This window comes from Cryobacterium sp. SO2, from assembly GCF_026151165.2.
GTDB lineage: Bacteria > Actinomycetota > Actinomycetes > Actinomycetales > Microbacteriaceae > Cryobacterium.
This window is the reverse complement of record NZ_CP117849.1, coordinates 2,631,398-2,644,302: the sequence shown is the minus strand read 5'-3', so window position 1 is coordinate 2,644,302 and position 12,905 is coordinate 2,631,398. Positions and strand designations below refer to the sequence as shown.

The following is a 12,905-nucleotide window of genomic DNA, read 5'->3' as shown; positions in this document are numbered from 1 at the left end:
AATCTTAGGACATGAGGCGGATGCGTATGATGTGAGTCAGTTGTATGCAATGTTCGCGCGCGGCTGGGGTCGCACTCATTGCGTCCGGTTGGAGGTCACGTGCACGAGATCCTTCGCTGGACCATGGTCCCGGTGATGCGGGCGTGGGTGACCAACCTGGACCGCAAGTTCCTGGGCATCCCGCTGCCCCTGGACGCTCCGCAGGCGCACTCGCCCGGCCGCGACAGCGACCGCATTCTTATTGTGGGCGGCGGACCCGCGGTGGGCTGGGGCGTGCTCAGCCACACTCTCGCCCTGCCCGGTTCTCTGGCCAGAGCGCTCACCGCCCGCACCGGGCGCGGCGCCGACGTCGACGTGATCGCCAAGTCGAGCATGACCGTGCGTGCCGCGCATCGGTACATCGACTTCGCCAACCTCTGGCGTTATGACGCCGTGGTGCTCACCCTGGGAGTCGGCGATGCCGGTCAGCTCACCTCGACCAGGGCGTGGCAGCAGGAGCTGGCGCGGCTGGTCGACCGGATTGAACGCTCGACGTCGGTGGGCACCGAGATCTACCTCGCCGGTATCGTGCCGCTGGCGTCGATACCCGTGTTCCAGACCCCGCTGGGCGCCATGGCCGGCGCCCAGGGAGTCGCCCTGAACAGTGTCAGCGCCCAGTACTGCGCGGCTAGGGAAGGGATCACCTTCGTGAGGCTTCCCACCACGCCCGTCTCCAGGTCGGGGCGCTTCCGCTCGGCAACGGACTACGAAGTGTGGGCGGAGACCCTGGCCGCGAGGATGGCGGCCGTGCTCGAGCCGGACCGCCGATCGCCTGAGGGTCTCGCCGGGCCGGAGGTGCAGAGTCGCACCAGCGAGGAGATCGAGGAGGCACGTCACCGGGCCCTGATGGCACTGAACCTGATCGACACGGCGCCGGAGGAACGCTTCGACCGGATCGTGGCACTGGCCAGTTCGTCGCTGGGCACCAGCGCGGCCGCGTTCACGGTGCTCGACGGCAACAGGCAGTGGCACAAGTCGGTGGTCGGACTCGGGGTCACCGAGATTCCGCGGAGCAGCTCCTTCTGCACCGTCACGGTGCTGGAACCGGCGGCCCTGGTCGTGCCCGATGCGCTCCTGGACGACAGGTTCCGGAATAATCCCCTCGTGGTCTCCGGACCGCAGCTGCGGTTCTACGCCGGGTTCCCCATCGAGTCTCCGTCGGGCGAACGCATCGGAGCGCTCTGCGTCTACGACCAGGAGCCCCGTGCCGAGCGTGACGTCGACGTGGTCCTCCTGCGGGAACTTGCGCTCCTGCTGCAGAACGAGCTCTGGCATTCCGTCTCACCGACCGGCCTCGACGGCGCAGACGGCGCCGGGTTGCCGGGCTGACCGGCTTGGCTACCTGGCGGCGCCGGCCAGCGTGCCGGTGACCGGGCCGCCCATGTCGCCGATCAGGCAGTGCACGAGGTAGCCGTCCGGGCCCGGCGCATCGCTCTCGTCCGGCGCGAGGTAGGTGTAGCCGAGCGCTGACGCGGTGTCGGTGGGCAGGCCCAGGAAGAGCCAGAACTGGGCGCCGCAGCCCTCCTCGGCGGCCGCGACCACGGCGTCGGCCCCGGGGAAGCCGCCGGCGTCGCCCGCGCCCGGCGCGACGGCGAACTCGGCGTAGACCTCCCAGTCGTGTTCGTCAGAACACGGAACGGCGTCGAGTCCGGAGAGGAGGTCGCCGTCGACGGCGTTGAGGCAGTCGCCGATCGTGAGCATGGCCGCGTCCACGGTGTCCCCGGCAACGGGCACAAGTGGGCCGTCGGTGGTCTCATCCGACGGGATCAGCGTCCCCACGATGCTGCAGCCGGTGAGCAGGCAGAGGGCGGCCGCGATCGGCACGAACCTGAGCGGGAGGCCGTTCATGGTGGCTGACGTCGGATCAGGCGAGCGGTGTCGCCAACGCGGCGAGGGCGAGCTCGTGCAGGTGTCCGTTCGTGGCCAGGGCGCTGCCGTGCCAGGGCCCGTCGCGGCCGTCCACCGAGGTGAAACGTCCGCCGGCTTCCTGCACGATGGGCGCGAGCGCGGCCATGTCGTACGGCTGCAGGTCGAATTCACCCGCGATGTCGAGATGTCCTTCTGCCAGCAACATGTACGACCACATGTCGCCGTAGGCGCGGGTGCGCCAGACCTGGCGGGTGAGCCCGACAAGAGCGTCCAGTCGCCCGGCGGCATCCCATTGCTGGATGCTGCCGTAGCTGATCGAGGCGTCGGCGAGGGTCTGCACGCCGGAAACGCTCAGCCGTTTCGGCGGCGCATCCGGGAAACGCGCGTCAGTCGACCAGGCGCCGCCGCCGACGGCTGCCCACCAGCGCTTGCCCAGAGCGGGGGAGCTGACCACGCCGAGCACGGGAACGCCGTCGACGGCGAGGGCGATGAGGGTGCCCCAGATGCTGATGCCGCGCAGGAACCCGGCGGTTCCGTCGATCGGGTCGATGATCCATTGCCGGGTGGTCGAACCGGCCGTGCCGAATTCTTCGCCGAGGATGCCGTCGGTGGGGCGACGTTCGGCCAGCAGAGTGCGGATGGCGCGCTCGACGGCCTGGTCGGCGTCCGTCACCGGGGTACGGTCCGGTTTGGTGGTCACGACCAGGTCGAGGGCTTCGAAGCGGGCCATCGAGATCGCGTCGGCGGCATCGGCCAGCTCCAGCGCGAGGGTGAGATCGTCGGCGAGGGTGGGCAGCGGGGTCTCGGTCACGCTCCCCAGAATAGTGGTGCGGCGCGACACGCCGATGTTGGCCCTCGATTGGCGCCCGGTCTCTTCGTGGTGGTAATGTCTCATGTCGGCAGGGGAAGCCCCGCCGATAAACATGCACCTCTAGCTCAATTGGCAGAGCAGCTGACTCTTAATCAGCGGGTTCCCGGTTCAAGTCCGGGGGGGTGCACCATCAGACTTCACGCTTCTTCTTTCTAGGCCTTCGGGTCTGGTCGGTACGTGTTGCATTCACCGGGACCGCACAATGCGCAATCAGTGCCTCTGCGGTAGTGCTCGTGGGCGACTCCGGGATGCCCACACAGGCAGGGCTTTCGTTCTTCCGCGCGGGGCGGTTCAACAGCGTGGAGCTTGTCGATACGGGTCTCGGTCACAGAATTCCCCTTTTCGTCACCACGACGTGCTGGCGAGTGTTCCGCCACGGTGCGCTGGGTAACGTCCAAGGCACTCGCTCCATCGCGACCGGATATCACATTGCCGTCAGTGTACTCGTGGACTGACGAACGGGTGATGATCGCGATGGAGCGCGGAGCCTCCCTATCGTCTAGGCGCTGAGTGCCTCTTCCAATTCCGCAGCCACCCAGGTCAACAGCTCCCTCGAGCCTTCCTCGAAGGTGATCCGGGGCTCGTAGCCGAGCCCGTCGCGGGCCGCCTTGATGTCGGCGTAGGCCGCGCGCACATCTCCGAGACGATAGTCGCGCGTGATGTCGGGCTCTGCAGCGCCGACGTGCCCGGCCAGCACGGTGGCGAAGTGAGCCAGCGTGCCGCTCGCCCCCGCACCGATATCGAAGGTCCGATGCCCGGCGGCACCGACCGGTGCACTCAATGCGGCTTCGATGGCGCGAACGACATCCGAGACGTGCACGAAGTCGCGTGCGATCCCGCCGCCCTCGAACACAGAGATCGGGCGCGCGGAGTTGAGTTCGCGAGCGAAGTAGGTGAGCACACCGGTGTACGGGTTGCCAACCGCCTGGCCGGCACCATAGACGTTCTGCAGGCGGAGCACCGTGAGGTCGACCGTGAGCGCTGCGCACCACGACAACAGGATGTGCTCCTGGGCGAGCTTGGTCGCCGCGTACACGTTCGACGGTCGAGGCTCGACCTGGCTGGCTTCGTGAGCGGTGAACTCGACACCACCGCCGGACGGTGCGATCGCGTCCCACAGCCCGGACGCGAGCTGTGCCGCTCCCCGCGGCGCCGGATAGAAGTACTCGCCGGTCGTCAGGTCGCGCCAGCGGCCCTCGCCGTATACCGCGCGCGACGACGTGAGGATGATGCGCTGGGGGATGCGGTCGGCGCGAGCCAGCGCATCCAGCATCACGGCGGTGCCGTTCACGTTCACGTGGGTGTGCCTGCTCGCCTGGAGCAGGGACTGGCCGGTGCCGGTCTCCGCGGCGAGATGCACGACGATCCTCGGACGGGTCTGCGCCAGGAGCGCGTCCCACGCCAGGGGATCGGTCACGTCGGCCCGCACGAAATTGACGCGTGGCCGGTCGAAGAGGGCCGGAAGAATCGGGTGCTCGCCGTGCACCTGGGGGTGGAGGTTGTCAAGCACAACGATGTCCTCATCGGTGTCCTCCAGGAGCGCCCGCGTGAGGGCGGTGCCGATGAATCCGGCACCTCCGGTGATCAAGATGGTCATGTCATGCGCCTTTCGTGAGGGGAATGGGGCTTGTCATCGTGCTGTCCTTCGCCGGCCGTGTGACCATGGCCTGGATGACTCCACAGCCGGCCGCCGCCGCGCCCAGGACTATCGCCGCGGACCGGGTGACACCGTCGAACGACCGCTGGGAGAGGCTCTGTCCGATTCCGCGGAGCACGGCCCGCGGCAGCACACTCGACATGTACCCGCGCTCCGAGCCGAGCGAGGCCGAGCCGAGCGTGCGGGCCATTTCGACTTTTCCGCGCCCCTCGAGGTAGGACCGCCGCAGGAAATACCGCAGCTGCCCGCGCGGCGGAGGCACAGCGTGATCGACCACCGCGTCCGTCACGTGCATCCACACGCCGCCGCTGGCCCGGCTCATCCGGATCGACAGGTCCGTGTCTTCGGGCCTGGACACGCTGCCGACCTTGCCGAAGTCTTCGCGGAATCCGCCGACATCGGCGAACACCGACGCGCGGACCGCCATGTTCTCGGCCCAGACGTTACGGATCGGGCCCGCACCGGGCATCCCGGCGAACGATGCGCCGACCACCCAGGCGAACTCATCGGGAAACCAGCGGGGGCGGCCGCCGCGCCACTCGGGCTCGACCCAGCCCCCGGTGCCGACGACCTCGGGGTCGTTCAGCGGTGCGATGAGCCGCGACAGCCAGGCCGGCCGAGCCTTGGCGTCGTCGTCCAGGAAGGCGATGGTGGACGTGGTGGCGTGGAACGCTCCGGTATTGCGCACGCTCGAGGCGCCGCGCGGGCCGGTGTTGTCGAGCACGATGACCCGTGGTTCCTCGGCCTTCAGCCTCGCGCTCAGCTCGGCATTGTGATCGACGACCACGATCACCGACGCCGGCGCCGGCTCCTGGGCAAGCGCAGAGTCGATCGCGGCACGGATGTCGTTCCAGCGCTCCAGGGTGAAACAGCCGATCACGACGGTGACGTCTGAGGTCACGGCGCTGCCGGTCACGGTGTCACCCCGGTGAGGGTGAAGAGGTAACTGTCGCCGCTCGAATAGCTGACTTCCCACTCGGTGGATGCCGTGAGCCGTTGCACCAGGCGGTCGAGGGCTCCGGGGGCGACGTCACCGAAATACGCAGCCTCGTTCCGCATCCCCTCGCCCACCGCGAGGTAGCTCGATCCACCGCTGTTCGTCGTGACGTAGGCGGCGAGCGCTGCCGGCGTGGTCTCGTCCAAGCCGGCTCCGCTGAACCGCGCATCGTCGAACATCGCCAAATCGTTGACGGCGCCGAGGTCGGAATGCGCCACGTAGTCCTCGGTCAACCGACCCGGGAAGCTTGCGCCGGCCATCACCAGCCTCGTGCCCGGCTCAGTGTTCCGATAGAACCATTGCGCAACGCTCAGGTCGTCATCCGGCACTCGCGCCAGGTGGTACATACCGAAATTCGTTGCTTGCGCGCTCGCCAGGAGGAGCAGGGGCAGGAGCAGGCCCCACACGGCGGTCGTGACTTTCCGGGCTGCGGCACGGCGCATTCCCACGATTCCCGCGGCGATGATGATCGCGGCCCAGGGCGAGGAGAACAACCAGATGCGGTAGATCGCCTCACCGCCATAGTTCTGTACGAGCACGAGTGCGGCCGGCGTGATCGCGAGAACGAGGGGAATCAGGATGGACCCGAGTCGTTTGCGTCGGGCGACGGTGGCCACCAACGCGGCGATCACTGTCACGACGGCCACCGATCGGGCGGCGATCATAGCCACCACCATCTGCTGCGACGGGATCCCGGTGCCCGACCCAGCCGGGTTGAGGCTGCCGAACGAGAACGCGGTGAAGATCGAGTACTCCCGGAGGGCGTCGTGGTGGATCAGCGGGTAGATCACGGCGACCGCGAGCATGAAGGCAATCAGCCACCTGGTCGCGCGACTCATGCGCAGCAGGAATGCCAGCGCGATCACACCGAGAAGGATGAAGTAGGGCGTCAGCTGGTGCGAGGTCACGATGGCCACGAACGCGGCGGCCACCGCGCTCGTGGTGACGAGTTCGTCGCGCCCGGTCAGCGCCGTTCGTATCATGCCGCGGCGGAGTGCACGAGACCAGGACCTGCCCCCGAGGTCGTGGTGGGATGCCGAGCGGTCCTGGAGGAGGGGAAGGGCGACAGCCCACAGGAGCATGGCGATCACGAATGCGAAGGACTGCGGCGAGTAGTAGATCTGATTCGACCAGACCGTGCAGAGGAAAAGAGCGGTGGCGATGACGGCCGCGAACCGGACCTCCCGGACGATCTGCCGGGCGGCGGCGTACACGGCGACGGCCGCGAGTCCCAGGAAGACCGGAGTCGCCCAATTGGCGTACTCGACCGGGTCGGTTCCGGCCAGGTTGACCAGGTTCGCGGCAACGGCGAAGAACCCCGGCCAGCTTTGGAAAAGATCCTCCGGGTGCGTCAGGCCGCGGCCGTTCGCGATCAGTTCGACGGCGCCGATGTGCTTGTAGTTCCACCCGGCCAGGAGGCGAGTGGCGATGATCGCCGGGGGAGACGCCACCACGAACCCCAGGGTCACGAGGCCTGCCACCGAGACCGGTCCGCTGGCCGTCCGCGCGAGCCCGGCGAAAACGAGCACTCCCACGACCAGCACGATGGCGACGAGATAAAGCGGGCCCAGCGCGGGCAACAGTCCCCACACCCCGACCGCGGCGTCTGACACCCTGCCGGACGCGACGACCGTGAGAACGGCAGCCGCGAGAAGACCAACGCCGCACGCCACGGCCGCCACCAACGATCCGGAGGTCACGGTGACCGCATCGGGGCGGGGCACTCCAGACGGGCGGTCGGACGCATCCGGCCGCCCGGTGAGCGCCCGTCCGATCCGCACCGAAGCGCCGACAAGTGCCGGCGCCGCACTCAGGGCGAAGATCCAATAGCCGTCGGTGATCCGGGCGTACGCGGTGAGCAGCCCGACGAAGGTCGACCAGGTGAGCGCGAACAGCAGGATGAAAGGCAACCGGCGATAGTCCCGCGGCAGGGGGACCAGCAGGGCCAGCCCCGCTCCCGGCACCCACACCAGCAAGACGAGCCCGGCGATCGTTGCGGCAGAACTGCCGCGACCGAAGGCCAGGGTGCCGGCGACCGCGAGCAGAACGGCGAGCACCACGACGGCGCTCCCCGCCCCGCCGGGGGCCGACAGCGGGTGGTCGGTGCTCCCGCGTGTGAGCGGAGCGGCGGACGAAGGACGTGTTGCCTCAACTGCGACCAAGGGTCATCCAATCCGTGGGGAACAAATCGTGGGTGTCGCGTTCGGCGGTCATCCAGGGCCGGGGTGCGATGACCAGACGGTTCTCCTGCGAGCCGAGCACGCCGGCCCACCAGCTGAAGGTGCTGTTGGCCATCACCAGGGCGTCGGTCTGGGAGACGGCGAGCAGGATCTCCAGCGGCTTCGTGCCCGGCGGCGGGGCGAGCGGGATGAGGTCGTCGAGCCCGTCGAGCTCCGCCATGGCCACGTCGATGGAGTCGCTGACCACGTAGACCGGCCCGTCGTACCCCAGCCGACGGGCCATCCGAAGGGAATTGGCGTAATACCCTCGCCCGACAACGCCTTGGATCGCCCGGTTCTGGGCCAACATGTAGTCCGAACGTCGCACGTTGAGCAGGATCGCGCCCTGTTCCGCGGCCAGGCGTTCGGTGGTCTCGACGTACCAGGGCGACGGGGCGGTGAGCCGCGGGATGCGCATCCGCAGTTCGGGCAGGACAGCGTCGATGTACCGCAGCGACTGGAAGAAACCAATCAGTGTGGTTCCGGCTTCGACACTGTCGATTCGGCAGTCGTAGTCGAGGGACTGCTCCATGAAGACCGGGGGAGTGAAGCTCGGCAGCCGCGGCGAGATGGCGTTGTGCCACAGCCGTGCGGTGGGAACCGCAGGCAGAGCGAGCACCGGATGCTGGTGAAAGCGGGGGTCCTCGGGGATGGTCGCGCCATGGTCGAACGCGTCGAGTTCGAAGGTCTTCGCGTAGTTCTTCCGGATCGGCCGCTTGTGCCGGTAGTAGGCCAGGTTCAGCGACAGGGGAACGCCGAGACGGCGGGCCTGAGCGAGGCCGGCTCCGTACTGGAAGAGCTGATTGCCGAGCCGCTCGATCAGGTACAGCGTGACGGCATCCTGTTCGACACGCCGCGCCATCAGATCACCGTCCGAGCGGGACGGCTGCGCACCGCGGCCAGGACGGTGGGCAGGAACACCAGCGCTTCGAGGGTCACGACGACCAGCACAGAGAGTGCGAGGCCGGTGAGGCCGCCCACCCTGAGCCCGGCCCACGCGGCGCAGAGCTCCGCAACCGTCGCGATCGCGGCGATGCAGGCTGTGCGACGGATGCGTCCGCCGACCCGTCCGATCGCGATGAAGTGATACGGCACCAAACGGGGCAGATAGGCCGCCGCGAGAAGGGCGAGGGCCGGGGCTGCCATGGCCGCATAGGACGGCCCGAAGAGGTGCAGCACCGGCTCACGGAGCAGGACGATGAGGACGGCCATCGGAACGCCGACCGCGAGGCAGGCCGCGAGGCTCACGCGAAGCTTCGCGCCGAGTGCCTCCGGCTCACGCGCCCCGGCCGCGAACAGCGACAGCGTGAAGGCACTCGGAATCGCATTCAGGAGCCCCACGATCGCGAAGGCGATGTAGAAGGCGCCCGTGCCGGCGGCCGTTGACCCTGCGGCGACAAGGAGCGGGAGCCCGGCCGTCGGCACCAGGAGCGCGATATTGAGGAGATTGTGGTCGAGGGTTGCGCCGCCCATCCGTGCGCTCGGCAGGCGAGGCGCGACAAGTAGCCGCACACCGAGCGATCGCAGCCGGGCGGCCGCCACGACCAGTGACACCGCGAGCCCGATCGCCCACGCGCCCAGGAGCACGGCCGGCTGGGCGGAGCCGGCCAGGAGCGCGAGCACGACGAGCAAGGCGAGCTTGACCGCGGCGAAGACCAGGTTGCGCAGGAGCTGGATCCCGCTCGACAGCAGACCGATGATGGTCTCGTCCAGAACGAGGCCGATCGCGGTGAGCACTGTCACGACCACGATGAGCGAGTTCGCGAGAAGCGAGCTCTGCGCGACCGCTGGGAAGAGCACGGGGGTCAGGCTCACATAGCCAAGCCCGCCCAGGAAGGAGGCGATGCCGGCAATCGCGATGCCCGCGACGATGAAGCGCCCGGCCAGCGCTCGCGACACCGTTCCGACCGAGGAGATGAGGAGGGTGCCCATCCCGAACATGCCGATCGTGCCGATGAGCGTGGTCGCCGAGATCGCTGCTGCGGCAATGCCGACCACATCAGCCGTGAGGAACCGGGCCGCGACGATCCAGAAGACGAAGCCGAGCGCGGCGTTGGCTGCCGTCGTGAGCACGACGAGGCTGGAGTTGCTCAACAGGTCGGTGTGCGCCCGCGCGCCGGCACGCAGCGAGGCCAACGACTTTCGGCCCGCCGTCACCTGGGACACGGTGTCCCTCGGCGCACGACCCGACGCGCCCGTGCGTACTCCACCGGACCCCTGAGCATTCCGACGAGGTTGCGACGGAGGAAGGAGCGCGGGAAATCGTCTGGGATTCCCGCGTTGCGCGAACTGTCGCCGCGCATCACCGTGCGGAGCGCCGCCGGCGCGAGTCGCAGCAGCGCACCGAAGAGGCGAGGCTGACGCACGAGAAGGCTCGCGTAGAACGCGGTGAGCCCGACCCCGTAGCCATACATCTGGCGCTCGAGCGAGGGCAGGTCCGGCCGGTGGTAGTGGCGCGTGATGGCCGCTGGGTGATACGTGCTCTCACGGCCGCTGAGCAGCAGGCGGGTGAACATCTCGGTGTCCTCGCCGCCGAACGTCAGACTGCCGGCGCCGAGCGCGGCGTCGAAGTCCCCGAGCGCCAGCAGGTGCTCTGTGCGGAACGCCATGTTGGCACCGACCCCGAACGGTGGCAGCGGGAAGAGCGGGCTCTGCGCATCAGCCTGGGGCGAGAACACGGCGGGAGTCACGCCGCGGCCCTTGCTGTGCCCGCCGAAACTCTCGAACAGAAGCTGCGCGCGGGTACGAAGCTCGGCCGGCACGACGAGGCCGGAGACGGCTGCGGCTCCCGGCCTGTCGGCGAACGCGCGCACGATCTCGGCGAGCCAGTGCTCGTCGGCGACTTCGTCGTCGTCGAGCCAGGCCACCAGCGGGGTCGTCACCCGTGCCATCGCGACGTTGCGGGCGTTCGACAGTCCGGGAACGGGGGCGACCACATAGTCGATGGGAACTGTAGGTGAGCTGATTGCGGCCACCGCGTGCAGGGTGCGGTCGTCGCCCGGTGCGTTGTCGACGACCAGGATGCGGAAGTTCGGACACGTCATCCGGATCAGGGATTCGAGACAGCGCACCAGGTCATCGGGGCGGTTCCTGGTGCAGACGACGACGGTGATGTCCGGTGCGGACGGCAACGCAGCGTCCCGCCCGGCGGAAAACGTGCGGCGGGCGGGGTCCGGCGGGAATGCGGAGCTGCCGAAGCGCTCGACGACGGCGTTCCGGAGCCAGTGCGCGGTGATACCGCCTGCCGGGATCGCACAGTCAAGAATGCCCAGCGGTTCGTCATCTCGCCGCACAAGCATCCACGCGCGGGGAGCGTTCGCAGCCGCGTCGATTATGGCGCTGGCGGATGCGTCAGGAGTGGTCGTTTCATAGTCGGCGACGACAGCCTCGATACGGCTGGTCGTCGCGGACACGAGTGAGTTCGGCACGGTGCCCATGGGTGTCGGTGTCGTCGGGGTGTCAGGCGGCCAGCGCTGACCCGGGCTCAACCTCGGCGATCACCGCTGGCGGCTGGTACCGTCGGCGCGTCTCCACCAGGATCGTCCGCAACACTCTCAGGCCGTCGCTGACCGCGTTGAGATTGCTGACTCCGTGGATTCGGTTCAGTTCGATGCTCGGCACTTCCTCCACCACGATGCCCGCTCTCGCGACCCGGCAGTTCAGCAGGGTTTCAATCTCGAAACCGTCACCCCAGTTCATGAGGTGCGGTGCAGGCTCACCCGCCGCCGGCAGGTCCAGGATCGGCAGGATGTCCCGCCAGAAGGCGTTGTAGCCATAACAGAGATCGGTGAAGCGAGCGCGCAGGAGAATATTCGCGATGCCGCTCAGCACGGCGTTGCCCGCTGTGCGCAGACGCGTGATGTCCTCACTCCCGCCACCGGCTCGAAACCGGCTGCCCTTCGCGAAATCCGCTCCCGCTGTCAGCGAGTCCACAAAACGGGGGATCTCCCGCGCGTCCGCGGACCCGTCGGCGTCGAACATGACGATGATGTCGCCGGTCGCTCGCTCAAAACCGCAGGAGAGGGCGTTGCCCTTCCCCCGGCGGGTCTGCGTCAGTGTGATGGCGCTCGGCAGCACGCGATGCGCGGTGTCCAAGGTGCCGTCCACCGAGTGGCCGTCGACAATGATCACCTCGTGAACCGGGGGCAGGGTTGTCAGGATCACTTCAAGGTTGCGGGCTTCATTGCGAGTAGGAATGACGATGCTGATGCGCGGGGTGCGGGGACGGGAATCGAAAAAGGACGACGGGGACGATGATCGGGGCGCGGAGAAGATACGCACGTGTGCTCCATTCGGGTGGGTGCAACTCTGTGTGTAGGGCGGCAAGCACGACGGCGATAGGGGTAACCGTGCGGCTCTAGGGCACGAACCTCCCCCTCGAGCTGGTTGAGGGGGGAATGGGGTGGGATGAGGGGCCGGGTGAGGAAGCGAGAAGAAATTCTCACTTTTTTTGTAGTATGTCCAGCGTTTGTCACCTTCACAAGGTCCCCCGTTCGGGTCAATCTGTGAGCGGACTGTGCGTGGTAGTAGCGTTGGAACAGGCCGACGTATCCCGGCGTTAGACACAAGCGGACGACCATGGAAGACACCGCGGTCGGTTCATGAACGAGGAGGCCTCACGATGAGCGGAACAACTGAGAAGGCGACACTGGCAGGCGGCTGCTTCTGGGGCGTCGAGGAACTCGTGCGGAAGCGCGACGGAGTCATCTCCACCCGGGTGGGCTATACCGGCGGCGACACCCCGAACGCGACCTATCGGAACCACGGCGACCACGCCGAGGCGATCGAGATCACCTTCGACCCCGAGCGCACCAGCTTTCGCGAACTTCTGGAGTTCTTCTTCCAGATCCACGATCCGTCGACCAGGGACCGCCAGGGCAATGACCGCGGTCGCAGCTACCGTTCGGCGATCTTCTTCGCCGACGCCGAGCAGGAGCGCGTCGCCAGGGACACCATCGCCGATGTCGACGCATCCGGCATCTGGCCGGGCCCGGTCGTGACCGAGGTCGAGCCGCTGGGTGGCTTCTGGTTGGCCGAGCCCGAGCACCAGGACTACCTGCAGAACTACCCGAACGGCTACACCTGCCACTTCGTGCGCCCGGGCTGGGTGCTGCCGCGCCGTGAACAGGTCGCCGGCTAACGATCTCGGGCACCAAATGAGGACCTCTGGTGACGGAGGTCCTCATTTTTTGTTGTCTCCGGTCGCCGGGTTGTGTCCGGTCAACGCGCCGACGACCGCGACGGCGAAAAACT

At 67.9% G+C, this 12,905-nt stretch carries 11 protein-coding genes and 1 tRNA gene; 3 read left to right on the top strand and 9 right to left on the bottom strand.

Features of this window, described 5'->3' with window-relative positions; genetic code table 11:
• Positions 1-99 precede the first annotated feature (99 nt).
• On the top strand, positions 100-1,368 hold the full coding sequence (locus tag BJQ94_RS12365; protein WP_265400480.1) for a GAF domain-containing protein: 1,269 nt from the start codon (positions 100-102) through the stop codon (positions 1,366-1,368).
• Between the two features lie 9 nt (positions 1,369-1,377).
• Here BJQ94_RS12365 and BJQ94_RS12360 read toward each other — a convergent pair whose 3' ends face one another.
• Positions 1,378-1,887: a septum formation family protein gene (locus BJQ94_RS12360; protein WP_265400479.1), complete on the bottom strand. Its 510-nt coding sequence runs from the start codon at positions 1,885-1,887 to the stop codon at positions 1,378-1,380.
• Between the two features lie 16 nt (positions 1,888-1,903).
• Entirely contained in the window at positions 1,904-2,719 is an 816-nt protein-coding gene (locus BJQ94_RS12355; RefSeq protein ID WP_265400530.1) for an inositol monophosphatase family protein, read from the bottom strand.
• Positions 2,720-2,833: 114 nt separating this feature from the next.
• Between BJQ94_RS12355 and BJQ94_RS12350 the strand changes: the two genes are divergently transcribed.
• A tRNA-Lys gene (locus BJQ94_RS12350) sits at positions 2,834-2,909 on the top strand.
• Between the two features lie 369 nt (positions 2,910-3,278).
• On the opposite strand, the gene BJQ94_RS12345 is transcribed toward BJQ94_RS12350, so the two are convergent.
• From BJQ94_RS12345 to BJQ94_RS12315, 7 genes are all read right to left on the bottom strand, one after another.
• Positions 3,279-4,376 carry an NAD-dependent epimerase/dehydratase family protein gene (locus BJQ94_RS12345; protein WP_265400478.1) on the bottom strand — a complete coding sequence of 366 codons (1,098 nt, stop codon included), beginning with the start codon at positions 4,374-4,376 and terminating at the stop codon, positions 3,279-3,281.
• A 1-nt stretch (position 4,377) separates the two neighbouring features.
• Positions 4,378-5,352 carry a glycosyltransferase gene (locus BJQ94_RS12340; protein ID WP_265400477.1) on the bottom strand — a complete coding sequence of 325 codons (975 nt, stop codon included), beginning with the start codon at positions 5,350-5,352 and terminating at the stop codon, positions 4,378-4,380.
• Positions 5,349-7,493 carry a hypothetical protein gene (locus BJQ94_RS12335; protein WP_265400476.1) on the bottom strand — a complete coding sequence of 715 codons (2,145 nt, stop codon included), beginning with the start codon at positions 7,491-7,493 and terminating at the stop codon, positions 5,349-5,351. Before BJQ94_RS12335 ends, BJQ94_RS12340 begins: the two co-directional genes overlap by 4 nt.
• 88 nt (positions 7,494-7,581) lie before the next feature.
• Positions 7,582-8,514 (bottom strand): alpha-1,2-fucosyltransferase, encoded by a 933-nt coding sequence (locus tag BJQ94_RS12330; protein WP_265400475.1) that lies wholly within the window; start codon positions 8,512-8,514, stop codon positions 7,582-7,584.
• Positions 8,514-9,809 carry a hypothetical protein gene (locus BJQ94_RS12325; protein WP_265400474.1) on the bottom strand — a complete coding sequence of 432 codons (1,296 nt, stop codon included), beginning with the start codon at positions 9,807-9,809 and terminating at the stop codon, positions 8,514-8,516. Before BJQ94_RS12325 ends, BJQ94_RS12330 begins: the two co-directional genes overlap by 1 nt.
• The gene (locus BJQ94_RS12320) at positions 9,806-11,089 is read right to left on the bottom strand and encodes a glycosyltransferase family 2 protein (RefSeq protein ID WP_265400473.1); all 1,284 of its coding nucleotides are present in this window, start codon (positions 11,087-11,089) and stop codon (positions 9,806-9,808) included. The genes BJQ94_RS12325 and BJQ94_RS12320 overlap by 4 nt, the downstream gene beginning before the upstream one ends.
• A 22-nt stretch (positions 11,090-11,111) precedes the next feature.
• Complete coding sequence (locus BJQ94_RS12315) at positions 11,112-11,933, bottom strand: glycosyltransferase family 2 protein (RefSeq protein ID WP_265400472.1); 822 nt, start codon at positions 11,931-11,933, stop codon at positions 11,112-11,114.
• A 340-nt stretch (positions 11,934-12,273) separates the two neighbouring features.
• Here BJQ94_RS12315 and msrA point away from each other — a divergent pair, with 340 nt between their 5' ends.
• Positions 12,274-12,792, top strand: a complete 519-nt coding sequence (msrA, locus tag BJQ94_RS12310; protein WP_265400471.1) for a peptide-methionine (S)-S-oxide reductase MsrA — start codon at positions 12,274-12,276, stop codon at positions 12,790-12,792.
• Positions 12,793-12,905: the final 113 nt, after the last annotated feature.